Genomic DNA, 15078 nt, shown 5'->3' on the forward strand with positions numbered 1-15078 from the left:
CCAGACCATGTCAGGAACCCGTGACAGTGCCGAAACCTCGAAGACAGCGGGTCGTGGCTCCCTGCCGGGTCTTCTGATCGTTGGCGGCGGCAGTCACGGCAGGGTGGTTGCCGAGGCGGCCTTTCTGAGCGGTCGGTTTTCGCAGTTGCTGGTGATCGACCCCCATGCGGCCGCTGATTGGGCCTTTCCGCTTTGCTCCTGTGTGGCAAGCGAAGCCAATGCGGATGCGCGGCCCGCGGACTGGCAGTTCATTGCCGCGGTCGGCGAACCCGTCCTGCGGCGGCGGCTCTTTGAAGAATTCGTGCAGAAGGGGTTTGTTCCCGCAAACGTCCTTCATCCCGCTGCCATTATAAGCCCTTCGGCGCTGATTGGCAGAGGGGTTGCCGTGTGCGCCGGAGCGGTGGTAGCAACTCTCGCTAGGATCGGCGATGGCGTTATCGTCAATCACAATGCAGTGGTCGAGCATGACAGCGAGGCGGCCGCCTTTGCGCATCTCGCACCGGGGTCTGTTCTTGCGGGCGGTGCCAGACTTGGAGAAAACTCTTTCCTCGGGTCGAATGCGAGCATTCGCCATGGAAAGAGTGTCGGCACCGGTATCGTCATCGGAAATGGGGCTTCGGTGGCAACCGACATTTCTGAGCCGGGGATCTATGGCGGGACGCCCGCGAGACTGTTGAAAACTACCACACTGCCCAAGGAGGGCTGAATGAGCTCGAACAGATGCTTTGTCATCGCCGAAATCGGAGTCAACCACAACGGCGACATGGACATCGCCCGGCGGCTCATAGATGTTGCTGCGGATGCTGGGGCGGATGCCGCCAAGTTTCAAACGTTCCGCGCCGACGATCTGATCGTTGAGGGAACACAGGCGGTTGCCTATCAGAAAAAGAATGATGCTGATCTGGACCAGTACAAGCTTCTCAAAGCTCTGGAACTCAGCTTCGAGGACCACGAAGAATTGGTGGCCCATTGCGCGGCTCGCGGGATCGAGTTCATGTCGACCGGGTTTGACAAGGGCTCCCTGCAACTGCTCCTCGATCTCGGGATCAAGCGGATCAAGATTGCTTCGGGTGAGATCACCAACACGCCGCTGGTTGAAGCCTCCTCGGAAGCATGCCTGCCGATAGTATTGTCAACCGGCATGGCCACCCTTGAGGAGGTTGCTGAATGTGTGCGTACGATCAGGACCGTCTGGGACAGGCTCAATCATGATGGTGACCTGATCGTGCTGCATTGCACATCCGCCTACCCAACGCCGCTTGAAGAGGTGAATTTGGCTGCGATGGGGACGATGGCCAGCGAGCTCGGTGAAGCCGTCGGCTATTCGGATCACACCACCGGCATCTTGGTTGCGCCAATGGCGGTCGCGGCCGGTGCGCAGCTGATCGAGAAGCACATCACCCTTGATCGCACCATGCAAGGGCCCGATCATGCAGCTTCCCTGGAACCGGATGAACTCAAGGCCATGGTCGACGACATCCGCCGCGCCGAGCTCATTCGGGGTGACGGCGTCAAGACACCGCGGCCGGTCGAGATGGAAGCCCGGTCGCTGGTCAGAAAAGGCCTGAAATTCTTGCGCGATCTGCCTCGAGGCCATGTTGTCACGATCGATGATCTGGTACCGCTAAGGCCGGAAACAGGATTGCCGCCGGCCCGCCTCAGAGGGCTGGTCGGCCAGTCGCTTGCGCGGGACGTTGTTGCCTTCTCGCCGGTGGAAGACGCGGATATAGATTGAACCTGCGAAGCTGCGGGCTTTGGCCTTGCACTCGCGCGTGATTGCGGTTAACCACCGCCAAACGAGATCATACTTAAGGCAGGACTTTCCATGGGCTTTGTCCATTCGGATCCACGCAAAGATAAAATCGATTTGAACAGGTATGCGTCCAGTCAGGATGATCCAGAAACCTATTATGGCCTGCCTCAGAGTGTGGCCTTTTGCTCGAAGTGCGTGATCTCGAACCAGCGACCCAACTCGACGATCGAGCACAAGCACACCAAGGACAGCAAGAAGCAGACCATCAATTTCGATGCCGAGGGTGTTTGCGATGCCTGCCGCATGGCCGAGCGCAAGCATGGGGACATCGACTGGGAAGAGCGCCGCCGCGAATTGCAGGTCCTGTGTGATAAGTACCGCTCGCGCAACGGCCATTACGACTGCCTGGTTCCCGGATCCGGCGGTAAGGACAGCTTCTACCAGTCATGGATGCTGAAATACGAATTCGGCATGAACCCGCTGACGGTAACCTGGGCGCCGCACGTCTACACGGAATGGGGCTGGCGCAACTTCCAGCGCTGGATTCATTCCGGGTTTGACAATTATCTTCTGACTCCGAATGGCCGCGTCAAGCGCCTGATCACACGCCTGGCAGTGGAAAACCTGTTCCATCCGTTCCAACCGTTCATCTTTGGACAGAAGTCCTATGCGCCCAAGATGGCGGCTCTCATGGACATCCCGCTGATCTTCTACGGTGAGAACGAAGCCGAGTACGGCAATCCTATTGCAGACAATACCTCCGCCAAGCGGAATTTTTCCTACTTCTCGAATTCCGCCGACAGCGAGATCTTTCTGGGTGGAACTTCCATCCAGTCGTTGCTTGACGATTACAAGGTGCGCCCGGTCGATCTCGAAGTGTATCGACCGTCCAACCCGGAAGAGCTCAACAAGAAGGGCATCGAGGTGCACTACCTCGGCTACTATCTCAAGTGGCATCCTCAGGCGGCCTATTATTTTGCTGTCGAGAACGGCGGCTTCGAGGCCTCGCCCGAGCGCACGCCCGGAACCTATTCGAAGTACAATTCAATCGATGACCGCATCGACGACCTGCACTACTACACGACCTTCATCAAGTTCGGCATCGGACGCACCACCTACGATGCTGCCCAGGAAATCCGCTCGAACGATATCGAGCGCGAAGAGGGTGTGGCCCTTGTGCGTCGCTACGATGGGGAATTCCCTGATCGTTTTGCCGACGAACTGATGGAATATCTCAGCCTGCCCGAGAAGGAGTTCCCGGAAGCGTCCAAGCAGTTCGAAGCGCCGGTCATGGACCGTGACTATTTCGATGCGCTGGCCAACCGCTTCCGCTCGCCGCATCTCTGGGCTTATGAAAACGGCGAGTGGAAACTTCGCCGTCGTGTCTTCGACGAGAACTGATCGCGCAGTCAGGATCTACCATGAACATCCGTCTTATTGCCCGTCTTGACGTCAAGCTCCAGCACCTGATCAAGGGTGTTCAGATGGAAGGCTGGCGGAAAATGGGCAACCCTGCCGAGCGTGCAAAGCTGTACTACCAGCAGGGTGCCGACGAACTGCTGTACATGGATGTGGTCGCCAGTCTCTATGAGCGCAACAATCTCTCCGACATTGTTCGGGAGGTGGCTCAGGAGGCGTTTGTGCCGATCACCGTCGGTGGCGGGATCGGGGACCTCAAGTCCGTCAAGCAACTGCTTGACGTCGGTGCCGACAAGGTGGCGATCAACACCGCCGCAACCAAGCGGCCTGATATCCTGCGTGAGATCTCCGACACCTACGGGTCCCAGGCGACGGTACTCTCGATCGAAGCCAAGCGCTTGCCGCAAGGCGGGTGGGAGGCGATGACCGACAACGGCCGCAATCACACCGAGCGTGACGTGATTGCATGGGCCGTGGAAGGCGCGCGCCTCGGTGCGGGCGAAATTTTCATCACCTCCATTGATCGTGACGGCACCATGAAAGGCATGGATCTCGATCTGATCGCTGCCGTGACCCGCGAAGTTGATATTCCGGTCATCGCCTCGGGCGGTGCCGCAGGCAGTGCGCATGTTGCCCAGGCCGTGGGAGCGGGTGCGACTGCGGTTTCCCTCGCCAAGGCGTTGCACACCGATGCGGTAACCTTCGGGGCTCTGCGCGAGGATCTTGCCAAGGCGTCGATACCGGTGCGGGCGCACAAGTCGGAAATGGTGCAGGTATGAGCAAATCCATCGTTGTGGTCGATTATGGCATCGGCAATGTGTTTTCCGTTTGCAACGCCCTCAAGCAAGCCGGTTGTGAACCGAACCTGACCCGGAGCGCCTCCGATATTCTGTCGGCTGACAAGGTCATCCTGCCCGGTGTCGGCGCATTCGGAAGGGCAATTGCAGCGCTCCGCGACCTGGGTCTGGATGAAACGCTTCGCCGCTTTGTCGAAACCGAACGTCCGTTCCTTGGAATCTGCATTGGCATGCAGCTGCTGATGGACCAGTCCACCGAGTTCGGCGAGAATACCGGATTGGGATTTATTCCCGGGATTGTGGACCGCATACCCGGCACGGCGACGGATGGCTCAACGCTGCGTGTCCCGCATATCAGCTGGGGAGAGGTGCGCCCCGCCGAGCAGGTTTCCGAGGATGGCTGGAACGCCACGCCGCTGGCCAATGGCGGTGAACACGATTCCTTCTACTTCGTGCATTCATTTCACTGCACTCCCTCTGACCCGGCACACCGCCTCGCGGTTGTCGACTACGGCGGCAACGCCATCACAGCGGCTGTCCGGCGTGACAACCTGATGGGTGTGCAGTTCCATCCCGAACGCAGCGGGCCGGCGGGTCTGGGCTTTCTGGAGCGCTTCATAAACCTCTGAGCCCTTCATCCATTGCGCGCCTGTGGCAACCGTCTCCGTCACAGCGGAATGTGATAAAGCTCTGAACTTGGACCAAAACAGGCTGGATGGCGCACAATGCTTAACTTCGCCCTCGTGGGTTGCGGCCGGATCGCAAAACGACATTCCGAACTTCTCGGTCACAATCAGATCGATGGCGCACGTCTTGTTGCCGTTTGTGACATCGTGGAAGCCAAGGCTGCGGCAATTGGCCGGCAGTTCGATGTTCCCGCGTTCACCGATATGCACGAAATGATGTCGGGCAGCGAGATCGACGTTGTTGTTGTTCTCACCGAGAGCGGCAATCACGCCAGGCATGTCATCGAACTTGCGAAGTATGGCAAGGCGATCGTCGTAGAAAAGCCGATGGCACTGACGCTCGAAGATGCCGATGCGATGATCTCGGCCTGCGAGGCCTCGGGCTCGCGCCTTTTCGTGGTCAAGCAGAACCGTTTCAACGTTCCGGTTGTCAAACTGCGCGAGGCTCTTGACGAAGGCCGTTTCGGCAACCTGATCATGGGAACGATACGGGTTCGCTGGTGCCGCGATCAGTCCTACTATGATCAGGATGCCTGGCGGGGAACCTGGGCCATGGACGGTGGCGTCTTGACCAACCAGGCGAGCCATCACGTTGATCTTCTCGAATGGATGATGGGGGAGGTCGAGAGCGTCTTCGCCAAGAGCATCACGGCGCTGGTCGACATCGAGGCCGAAGATACGGCCGTTGTCCTGCTGAAGTTCAAGAATGGCGCGCTTGGGCTGATCGAGGCGACCACCGCCGCGCGCCCGAAAGATCTGGAAGGTTCGATTTCGCTGCTTGGTGCCACCGGCACCGTCGAGGTTGGCGGCTTTGCCGTCAACAAGCTCAAGACATGGAACTTTGCCGATGGCCGTCAGGAAGAAGACGGCTTCATGGAGAAGTACTCGGTGAACCCGCCGAACGTCTACGGTTTCGGCCACCAGATGTATTACGAGCACGTCGTCGATTGCCTTGCCAACGGCGCGTCCCAGACCGTCGATGGACGCGAAGGACGCAAGAGCATCCAGCTCATCAACGCGATCTATGAATCCGTTGAAACCGGCAAGGAGATCTTTCTGCCGGTCAAGCCGGTTCATTCCAGGCTTGGGCGGTAGGGTCTTGGCGGCCCCCGTCATCCGAAGCAGCGGCATAGCCGCCGACGTGACTTTCGGCGAGGGCGTGACCGTCATTGCGCCGGTCAACCTGTATGGCTGCTCCATCGGCGATGATGTTTTCATTGGCCCGTTCGTCGAGATACAGCGCGATGTCAGCATCGGCCCGCGAACACGGATACAGTCCCACAGCTTCATCTGTGAATTCGTCGACATCGGAGCGGACAGCGTCATTGCCCACGGGGTCGTCTTTATCAACGACCTGTTTGAAGGGGGTGGCCCCGCCCGCGGTGACAAGACAAAATGGCGCAGCACCGTGATCGGCAACAACGTCTCCATCGGCAGCAATGCCACCATACTTCCCGTTCGCATTTGTGATGGTGCTGTGATAGGGGCTGGAAGCGTTGTCACACGCGACATTACAGAGCCGGGGATCTATGCCGGAAATCCCTGCCGCAAACTCAGAAACCTGCCATGATCAAGTTCCTCGACCTCAAGTCGCAGTATCAATCCATTCAGCCTGAAATCGATGCGGCCATTGCCGCCGTCATCGCCGATACGGCCTTTGTGAGCGGTCCCTACGCGAAGAAGTTCGAGGAAGAATTCGCCTCGTGGCTTGGAGCGGACTGGTGCATCGGGGTTGGCAACGGAACCGATGCGATCGAGATTGCGCTTGAAGCGCTTGATCTCCCGCCGGGTTCCGAGGTGATCGTGCCGGGCAACAGTTTCATAGCCAGTTCCGAGGCGGTGACCCGCACCGGTCTGAAAGTGGTTTTTGCCGACGTGGATCCGGGGCATTACACCCTCACGGCGGACACCGTGCGGGCAAAGCTGACGTCCCGGACATCGGCCATCATGGCGGTGCATCTGTACGGCCACCCCTGTGATATGGCCGAGCTCAAGGCGCTGGCCGACGAACATGATCTGAAGATCATCGAGGATTGCGCCCAGGCCCATGGTGCGACCAGCCATGGCAAGACAGTCGGTACGATCGGCGATATCGCAACCTTCAGCTTCTACCCGGGCAAGAATCTCGGTGCCTATGGTGATGCCGGAGCGATTGTCACCAACGATGCGGACCTTGCCGAAAAGGCCCGCAAAATCGCCAACCATGGCCGCATTGCTAAATATGATCATGACTTTGAGGGACGAAACTCCCGGCTGGACGGGATCCAGGCTGCGGTGCTGTCAGCCAAGCTGCCGCACCTGAATGACTGGACGCAGCGCCGCATTGCCATTGCGGAACTCTACATGACGGAACTGGCCGGCATCGAGGGGATAGCGCTTCCACGCCGCGCCAATTGGGCCAGGCAGGTCTATCATCTGTTTGTCATTCGCACCGATCGTCGCGACGAACTCAAGCGCTGGTTGGCGGATCAGGGGATCGAAACGGGCATTCATTACCCTGTCGCACTGACCCAGTTGCGCGCCTATGACTATCTGAACCAGGGTGGCGAAGACCTGTTTGTCAACAAGGCAGCCGGCACTCTTCTCAGCCTGCCTATCGGCGAGCACATGAGCCAGGCCGACGTTGTAACCGTCAGCAAGGCCCTGAAATCCTTCTTTAGCTGATATGCTGAATGCAAGGATCCTGCGATCGGTTTTCCTGTTTACGGCCACCAATGCGCTCGCAGCGGCGATGCCGCTGCTTCTCCTGCCTGTTCTGACCAGGGTCCTGACGCCGGCCGATTATGGCATTGTTGCCATGTTCTCGATCGTCATTACCGCGTTCGGATCCTTGACCGGGCTTTCCGTCCACGGTGCCGTCGGCATGCGGTATTTCGACCGGGCCGAGTACGACTTCCCCCGCTATGTCGGAAACAGCTTCATCATTCTTGCCGTGACCAGCGTGACCCTGCTTGCCCTGGTGGCGGTGTTCCATGAACCGCTTGAACAATTGACCAAGCTGCCGCGCAAATGGCTGATGATTGCCGTGGGTGTATCGGCCGTGCAGTTCGTGCTTCTCATCCGTCTCGCCATTTTCCAGTCTGCCAAGAACGCGGGCTATTTTGCCGTCTTCCGGGTCGGGCAGGCCGTGGTGGACGCAACGGTCTCGATGGTGCTCGTGCTGGCGTTTGCGCTGGCCTGGGAAGGCCGGCTGATCGGAATGTCCGCTGGCATCCTGCTCCTGGGCTTTGCCGCTGCCGTTTCGCTGATGGCCGGGGGCTACTTCAAGCTGGTCCCGAGCAGGTCCTACATTCTCAATGCGCTGAAGTTTGGACTGCCACTCATCCCGCATGTTTTGGGGGGAATGTTGCTTGCAACGGTCGACCGCGTATTGATTGCCAACCTTCTGGGGGTGGCCGAAACCGGGATTTACATGGTCGCGGTGCAGATTGGTCTCGGCATCTATCTGCTGGCAGATGCGTGCAACAGGGCCATTTCACCGTGGCAGCTCGAGGCGCTCAAACGAAATGACCGCAGTGTCGACGTTCGTATTGTCCGGTACGGCTTGCTGTATTTCCTCGGTCTCTTCGGGGTTGCCCTTGCCGTCGGAGCGGCTGCCCCCTGGGTTCTCCCCGTGCTGGTCGGTCCCGCATTTGCCGAATCGGCTTCCCTGATTTGGCTGATTGCGCTTGGACAGGCGTTCGGCGGGATGTATTTCTTTGTCTCCAACATTATTTTCTACAGGAACAAGACGCTTTCTCTTTCCGCCATCACCATTTCCTGTGGACTCATCAACGCGGGTTTGTCATTTGTGCTGCTACAAGTAGTCGGCCTGGTGGGAGCGGCTCAGGCCTATCTGGTTGCACAGATTTTCCTGTTCATTTCCGCGTTTATCCTCTCCCAGCGCCTCAGGCCGCTGCCCTGGAGAGCAGTTCTTGAAGTGCATAAACGCGAGTCATAGATGAATGAATCACAGCAGAAAATGACGGAAGCCGAAGTCTCGACGTTTGTCAGGGACTTCGAACGCCGGACCGGCGTGTTCGCGGAGCGGGTAAACGGTTCCGCGGTCTGGCAACTCATCCGGTTTGAGATTTCGGTCAGGATCCAGGGGCTGGGCCTCGAGCGCGCGCCAGCGGGACGGCGCAGGCTAGTTGGCAGTCTCTTGCGTGGTCTTGTTCAGTTTTTCCGGCTGCCGCGCTCGTCCTATTTCTGCAAGACTTTCGATTCGGCCTATCGCCGTGAGACCTCGGAAGGTTTTGAGGACATCTATTTTGACGACCTGAAGTCGGTCATACCGGACATGATAAAGGTCTCGTCCTGTGATGCTGCCGGGTATGAGCAACGAATAGCCAAGGCTTCCACGCCGCCGGTTTTCGATGATACGTCGGTGATCGCGTTGAGCGCCATTCTGGGACGCGTGTTCCCGGTGGTGGTGAGCAATCCTGCCTTTGAGGCGATTTCGCGGGCAATCACCAGCGAACTGAGCTTTGAGGACTACACACCGGCGCGGATCCGCCGGGTGTACAATGTGTTCTGGTGGCGCGTCATGCTTTACCGCCTTGTGCTCTGGCGCGTCCGTCCGAAGGCCGTGCTCTGTCCCGACAATGGTCAGTTCGGCCTGATGAGCGCGGCACAGCATTTTGGTGTCCCCTACATCGAAATGCAGCATGGCGTTTTTACCCACGTCCATCCCAATGCCCTGCCGCCGGATCTGCCGGAAGATGAGGCAAGCGGATTGCTCATGCCGTCATCATTCGCCGTCTATGGCAAGTTTTCTGCCGACGTCCTGCATGATTCTTGGCTCTACATGAACAACCGGGTGCATCCGGTTGGAGCGCCTTTCCTCGAAAGGGCAAGGGCTGTTCGCGCTTCGCAATACAAACCCGGCGCCATCCCGCGCATCACTTTGAGCACCCAGGGCATTGCCCGCAGGGCGTTGGGGGACTTCATCGCCGAGTTTCTCCGCCTCTGCGACGAACAGTTCGAGTTGGTGATCAAGCTGCACCCGGCCTATGATCATGACCAGGATTTCTATGAGCAACGATTTGGCGCCGATCCAAGGGTCGTGATCGATTCGGGAGCGTCCGCCAACAGCACGCATACCTTCATAGCCCGGTCCGATTTCCACATCAGCATCTCGTCGACATGTCACTACGATGCGCTGGGCATTGGAACACCAACCGGCATTCTCGCCTTGGAGACCCATGAATCGGTGGCAGATCTTCTCGATGTTTCGGGCGTACACCTGATCGAGACGCCGGCTGATCTCGCTGGGCTGGTTCGGGCTCGTTCCTTCGGAGTTGTGCCCGATGAAACTAGCCGGTACTTCTTCGAGCGTGATTTCCCCGGGCGCGTCGAAGCTGTTCTTGCCAGCATGTCCGTGGCACCGGGGACGTCGGACAAGGACACGGTTGCGGCATGACACCCATTACCATCATCGACTACGGCACCAGTAATCTTGGCTCGATGAAGAATATGCTGAAGAAACTGGGGGTCGCGTCGCGTTTTGCGACAACGGCCGAGGAGGTGATGGCGGCCGAGAAGATCATCCTGCCGGGCGTCGGAGCGTTTGACGCCGGAATGCGCACGCTGAAGGCCAGCGGCATGGTTGATGCGCTCAATTTCAAGGTTCTCGAAGAGCGGGTTCCGATCATGGGCGTGTGTCTCGGCATGCAGATGATGGGCCTTGCCAGCGAAGAGGGAAGCGAGGCAGGTCTTGGCTGGATAGATGCGCGGGCAATTCAGTTTCGCAGTCAGGACCATCCGGGCATGCGCGTACCGCACATGGGATGGAACGAGGCCCGCGGGGTGAAGCCGTCACCGGTTCTTTCCGAGCCGCCGGAGCGCTTGCGTTTCTATTTCGCCAATTCGTACCATGTGGTTTGCGCCAATCCGGCAGACGTCCTGCTCGAGACGGAGTATGCTGGGTTTCATTTCACCTCTGCCATTGAAAAAGGCCACATACGTGGTGCGCAATTTCACCCGGAAAAGAGCCACCGCTATGGTATGTGGTTTCTCAACAATTTCGCTTCGAGGGCCTAGAGCTGCCATGTTGACCACGCGGGTTATTCCGACATTGCTCCTCAAGCAGGGCGGTCTGGTAAAGACCACCAAGTTTTCGAAGCCGGTCTACATCGGCGACCCGATCAACGCCATCAAGATCTTTAATACCAAGGAAGTCGATGAATTGATCATTCTCGACATCTCTGCCTCACGTGACGGGCGGCCGCCGGCATTCGAGACGATCAGCAACATCACTGCGGAATGCTTCATGCCACTCGCCTATGGCGGGGGGATTCGAACGATTGAGAACATCCGTGCCATTCTGAAGGCTGGCGTTGAAAAGGTAGTTCTCAATCATGCGGCACTTGCCACGCCGGACCTGGTGCGGGCTGCCGCCGCCGAATTCGGAAGCCAGGCAATCATTGTGTCGATCGACGTGAAAAAGTCCCTCTTTGGCGGCTTTCAGGTTTACTCCGCGAGCGGAGCCCGGGTGAGCGAGAAGGATCCGGTCAAGTGGGCCCGGCAGGTCGAGGCTTTGGGCGCCGGCGAGATCTATCTCACCTCGGTAGACCAGGAGGGAACCATGAGCGGCTACAAGCTCGATCTCGTCGAGACCGTGTGCGCCGCCGTCAGCGTTCCCGTCATAGCATCGGGTGGCGCCGGAAGCCTTGAGGATTTCAAGGCGGCAAAACAGACAGGCGCGTCAGCTGTGGCTGCTGGTGCGATGTTCGTCTTTCAGGGGCCGCACAGGGCTGTGCTGATCACCTATCCGCCAAGGGATCAACTGGAGGCTGCGCTCTGATGATGGCTGATCTGAAACGCAATTTCTATGTCGGGTTCATCGCCCTCTCGATAATGATGTCGATGCTTGTGGGGCAGGACGCATCGGTGAGACCCTACTCGCCGGTCTATTTTGCCATCGTGCTTCCGGCACTGGTCGTGCCGCTCTTGTGGTGGAGAGGCATTGCGGCGGCTGCAATGGGCATCGGCTGGCCGCTCGTGGTTCTCGCGCTTCTTGCCGGCGGCTGGCAGCTTGCGATGGGAGACTACCGTGCCGTCATCCAGCTTTTTCTATTCGTCTGGGTGCTGTTGTGGGTATGCGCGCTTGATGTGCGTCTGAGCACCAGGGCCTACATGGTCCTGTTTGCGGGATCGATTGTCGCTGGCTGTGTGGGCTACTTCGTCCTGCACAACAATCCGTGGGGGTTCCTGCCGCGAATGACCTCCTCCGACTTCACGATCTGGCGGCTCTCATTCTTCCCAAGCGTCGTGTTGACTGGATTGTTCTCGCTTTTTCTGTTGATTGCAGTTGCCGAGAGCCGGGAGAGCTTTCGGCTCCGCCTGGTGTCAAACATGGCGGGGTTCTATTTCCTGATATTCTCCTTCGTCAGGACCGCCATGCTGGCCGGTGCGATTTATGCGCCTTTGGCAGTCTGGTTCTCCAGGGTTCGGGAGAACTGGCGCATCTTGTTCTTCGTTCCAGTGATTCTGGTTCTGCTCATTCATGGCTCCATTCTGGTCGCCCCCCATTTCCTTGTGCTTTTTCAAGACAATGAAATCGTTTCCCGGCTGTTGCTGCGCGGCAAGACGGGGCTCGACGTAAAGGATGTTTACGACCAGATTTCGCGTCCGTGGATATGGCAGAAGCACTTCGAGTTTTTCCTTAGCAGCCCCTACCTGATGGGCCTTGGCAATTTCGATTTCTTCTCTCTGGCCGTACCCGTTCCCGAGCCGAACCAACCGGTTCTGTCTGGTTCGGAAGCCCTGGTTACCCGCCTTCTTGCCACGTACGGCTGGCCCGCATTCTTTCTGATCTACTTCATGGTCGCCCGGCTCTACCAGCATGCAAGAGCCGGCGACTATCTGGTCTGCGCCATCTTCCCCGGTGTTGTGATCCTGGCCATGAACTATGGCAGCGTGCTGCACCCGTCGAGCTTCCTTTTCGTGCTCTACTTCCAGCTCCTGATTCACGGGCGAAAAACCTTTGCTGATAATGTCAGAGAGGATATGACCTCCGCGAGAGCTGCTGACCCGCATATTCGTGAGAGTAATTCCGCATGACAGTCTGCACACGTTGCATCATGGATACGACCGATCCCGACATCAGGTTCGATGCCGAAGGTGTCTGCAATCATTGCCATCGTTATGACCTGGTATCCAGAACCCGCCTGATCCCTGCCGAGGAGCGGGATGAGCGGCTCAAGGCGCTGATCGACGAGATCAAGGCGGTGGGCAACGGAAAGCCCTATGACTGCGTCATCGGCGTGAGTGGCGGAGTTGACAGCACCTATGTCGCCTGGCTGGTGAAGAAGCTCGGTTTGCGCCCGCTCGCGGTGCATCTGGACAATGGCTGGAACTCGGAGCTCGCCGTCGCCAATATCGAGAAGACGCTCAACACGCTGGGCATCGATCTCTACACCCATGTTCTCAACTGGGAGGAATTCAGGAACCTGCAGTCGTCCTTCCTCAAGGCATCGACGCCGGATGGCGAAGTCCCGACCGACCATGCCATTTTCGCGCTGCTCTACGAACTGGCGGCGAAGCATGGGCTCAAGCACGTCATTACCGGCACAAATGTGGTCTCGGAAGCCATTTTGCCGGAGAAATGGGGCTACGGATATTTCGACTGGCGGTACGTCAAGGATGTTCACAAGCGGTTCGGCACGTCACGATTGTCCACCTATCCGCATTTTTCGCTGATCAAGCTTGCCTATTTCGTCTTCATACGGCGCATTCGCATGGTCTCCATCCTCAACTATGTCAACTACGACAAGGCGGAGGCCATGGATGTGCTGCAGAACCAGCTCGACTGGGTCTATTATGGCGGCAAGCACTACGAGTCCATCTACACCCGCTTCTACCAAGCCTATATCCTGCCGCGGAAGTTCGACATCGACAAGCGCAAGGCGCATTACTCCAATCTTGTTCTTTCAGGCCAGATGACCCGGGAAGAGGCCCTGGAGCAGATGAAACTGCCGGTCTACCCCGAAGACCTGCTTGAGGAAGACCGCGAATACACGATCAAGAAGCTTGGTTTTTCCGAGGCGGAGTTTGACGCCATGATGTCCGCGCCCACCAGGACCTTCGAGGATTACAAGACCAGCCACAAGATCTTCGAAACGGCCAAGAAGATGGTCAATGCGACGCGGCGCTATGTCGGCTGAGCCGGCGGACGACCGGATCAGACGGGGCGGCACATCTTCCATGAAAGTCCTATTCATCCACGTTACCGGCGCATTTGGCGGCTCGTCGCGCAGTCTTGCCGAAGCTGTCCGGGCCTTTCCCGAAGGCGTTGAAGCGCATTTTCTGACGCCGCGCGGGACCGTCGAAGGTTTTTTTGAAAAGCTCGGAAAGGTGATGGCTGTGTCCGGACTGAGCCAGTTCGACAACACCCAGTACAGCCACTATCGCGGCTTCCGGTGGTTGGTGCTGCTGCGGGAAATTGCAAACCTGCCTTCCACATTTGCCGCCATACGCGAAGCAAAGCGGCTCTGGCCCGATATCGACCTTATTCACCTCAACGAATTTACCGGGCTCTTGCCGATGTGGCTTGCCAAACGGCGCTATGGCGTACCGGTAGTGGTCCATGTCCGTTCCGTCGCTCGCCTCGACCGCAAGGCGCTGCGCAGCCGCTTCGTCAACCGGGTCTTGCGCGCCAACGCCGATGCGGTGATTGCAATCGACGAGACGGTCCGCCAGAGCCTGCCGGATGACTTGCCGGTCGAGGTTATCCACAATGCCTTTACGCCAAAGCCCGCGGGCGTGCCCGACCCGGCATTGTCCGACAGGATCGCGCAGTTGCGGCCCGGCGCCCTGCGTCTCGGCTTTGTCGGCAATCTGCTGAAGGTCAAGGGGATCCTCGATCTCGTCGAGGCGGCCCGCCTCGTCAAGCAGCGCGGTGGCGATGTTGAATACGTCATCGTCGGCGATGACGCCCGCCCCTCCACGTCACTCAAGGCCCGCCTGCTTCATGCATTCGGGCTCAATCAGAACATCAAGGCTCAAGTCCAGGCAAAGATCGCCGAATATGGTCTTGAAAACGATTTTCACATGCTGGGTTTCATGAGCGATATCGCGCAGGCTTACCGGCATTTCGACGTTCTGTGTTTTCCGTCCCACTTCAACGCCCCCGGCCGCCCGGTGTTCGAGGCTGCGTTTTCCGCAGTTCCCAGCATCGTGGCGGTAACCAATCCGACGGACGATACCATCATTGACGGAGTAACCGGGCTGGCAATCCCGCCCCACGCGCCGGAGCGTCTGGCGGGGGCAATCCTCGCCTGCGCTGCTGACCGCGAGAAAACGAAATCCATGGGTCAGGAAGCCAAAGCGCTGGCCGAACGGAATTTCAGCGTCGAGCGCAATGCCGCAGAGCTTTTTGCCGTGTTTCAAAGGTGCGTTGCCGCTGCTGGCGACGAGCGTCAGATCAAGCAGGTATAACCAA

Annotated in this window: 15 protein-coding genes; all 15 read left to right on the top strand. The window is 58.3% G+C overall.

Going from position 1 to position 15078, the window contains the following annotated elements; all coding sequences use genetic code 11:
• The first annotated feature begins 7 nt into the window (after positions 1-7).
• The 15 genes from HPDFL43_RS21260 to HPDFL43_RS04775 all read left to right on the top strand — a co-directional run bounded on the left by HPDFL43_RS21260 (position 8) and on the right by HPDFL43_RS04775 (position 15074).
• Positions 8-706, top strand: coding sequence for a NeuD/PglB/VioB family sugar acetyltransferase (locus tag HPDFL43_RS21260; protein ID WP_007196118.1), 699 nt, complete (start codon positions 8-10; stop codon positions 704-706).
• The gene (locus tag HPDFL43_RS04710; protein ID WP_007196119.1) at positions 707-1735 is read left to right on the top strand and encodes an N-acetylneuraminate synthase family protein; all 1029 of its coding nucleotides are present in this window, start codon (positions 707-709) and stop codon (positions 1733-1735) included.
• Between the two features lie 132 nt (positions 1736-1867).
• Positions 1868-3154 carry an N-acetyl sugar amidotransferase gene (locus tag HPDFL43_RS04715; protein ID WP_245271099.1) on the top strand — a complete coding sequence of 429 codons (1287 nt, stop codon included), beginning with the start codon at positions 1868-1870 and terminating at the stop codon, positions 3152-3154.
• A 20-nt stretch (positions 3155-3174) separates the two neighbouring features.
• Entirely contained in the window at positions 3175-3951 is a 777-nt protein-coding gene (hisF, locus tag HPDFL43_RS04720; RefSeq protein ID WP_007196121.1) for an imidazole glycerol phosphate synthase subunit HisF, read from the top strand.
• Positions 3948-4598 (top strand): imidazole glycerol phosphate synthase subunit HisH, encoded by a 651-nt coding sequence (gene hisH, locus HPDFL43_RS04725; protein WP_007196122.1) that lies wholly within the window; start codon positions 3948-3950, stop codon positions 4596-4598. The genes hisF and hisH (HPDFL43_RS04725) overlap by 4 nt, the downstream gene beginning before the upstream one ends.
• A 96-nt stretch (positions 4599-4694) precedes the next feature.
• Positions 4695-5750 carry a Gfo/Idh/MocA family protein gene (locus tag HPDFL43_RS04730; protein ID WP_007196123.1) on the top strand — a complete coding sequence of 352 codons (1056 nt, stop codon included), beginning with the start codon at positions 4695-4697 and terminating at the stop codon, positions 5748-5750.
• A 4-nt stretch (positions 5751-5754) separates the two neighbouring features.
• Positions 5755-6225: an acyltransferase gene (locus tag HPDFL43_RS04735; protein WP_007196124.1), complete on the top strand. Its 471-nt coding sequence runs from the start codon at positions 5755-5757 to the stop codon at positions 6223-6225.
• On the top strand, positions 6222-7319 hold the full coding sequence (locus HPDFL43_RS04740; RefSeq protein WP_007196125.1) for a DegT/DnrJ/EryC1/StrS family aminotransferase: 1098 nt from the start codon (positions 6222-6224) through the stop codon (positions 7317-7319). The genes HPDFL43_RS04735 and HPDFL43_RS04740 overlap by 4 nt, the downstream gene beginning before the upstream one ends.
• A 1-nt stretch (position 7320) precedes the next feature.
• Positions 7321-8595, top strand: coding sequence for a lipopolysaccharide biosynthesis protein (locus HPDFL43_RS04745; protein WP_007196126.1), 1275 nt, complete (start codon positions 7321-7323; stop codon positions 8593-8595).
• Positions 8596-10056: a hypothetical protein gene (locus tag HPDFL43_RS04750; RefSeq protein ID WP_007196127.1), complete on the top strand. Its 1461-nt coding sequence runs from the start codon at positions 8596-8598 to the stop codon at positions 10054-10056.
• Positions 10053-10676, top strand: coding sequence for an imidazole glycerol phosphate synthase subunit HisH (gene hisH, locus HPDFL43_RS04755; protein ID WP_007196128.1), 624 nt, complete (start codon positions 10053-10055; stop codon positions 10674-10676). The genes HPDFL43_RS04750 and hisH (HPDFL43_RS04755) overlap by 4 nt, the downstream gene beginning before the upstream one ends.
• Before the next feature lie 7 nt (positions 10677-10683).
• Positions 10684-11439: an AglZ/HisF2 family acetamidino modification protein gene (locus HPDFL43_RS04760; protein WP_007196129.1), complete on the top strand. Its 756-nt coding sequence runs from the start codon at positions 10684-10686 to the stop codon at positions 11437-11439.
• Positions 11439-12698, top strand: a complete 1260-nt coding sequence (locus tag HPDFL43_RS04765) for a hypothetical protein (protein ID WP_007196130.1) — start codon at positions 11439-11441, stop codon at positions 12696-12698. Before HPDFL43_RS04760 ends, HPDFL43_RS04765 begins: the two co-directional genes overlap by 1 nt.
• Positions 12695-13801, top strand: coding sequence for an N-acetyl sugar amidotransferase (locus tag HPDFL43_RS04770; protein ID WP_084594572.1), 1107 nt, complete (start codon positions 12695-12697; stop codon positions 13799-13801). The genes HPDFL43_RS04765 and HPDFL43_RS04770 overlap by 4 nt, the downstream gene beginning before the upstream one ends.
• Positions 13802-13841: 40 nt before the next feature.
• A complete protein-coding gene (locus HPDFL43_RS04775; protein ID WP_040449643.1) occupies positions 13842-15074 on the top strand; it encodes a glycosyltransferase family 4 protein in 1233 nt (410 codons plus the stop codon).
• Positions 15075-15078 lie beyond the last annotated feature (4 nt).

This window comes from Hoeflea phototrophica DFL-43, assembly GCF_000154705.2.
GTDB classification, from domain to species: Bacteria; Pseudomonadota; Alphaproteobacteria; order Rhizobiales; family Rhizobiaceae; genus Hoeflea; species Hoeflea phototrophica.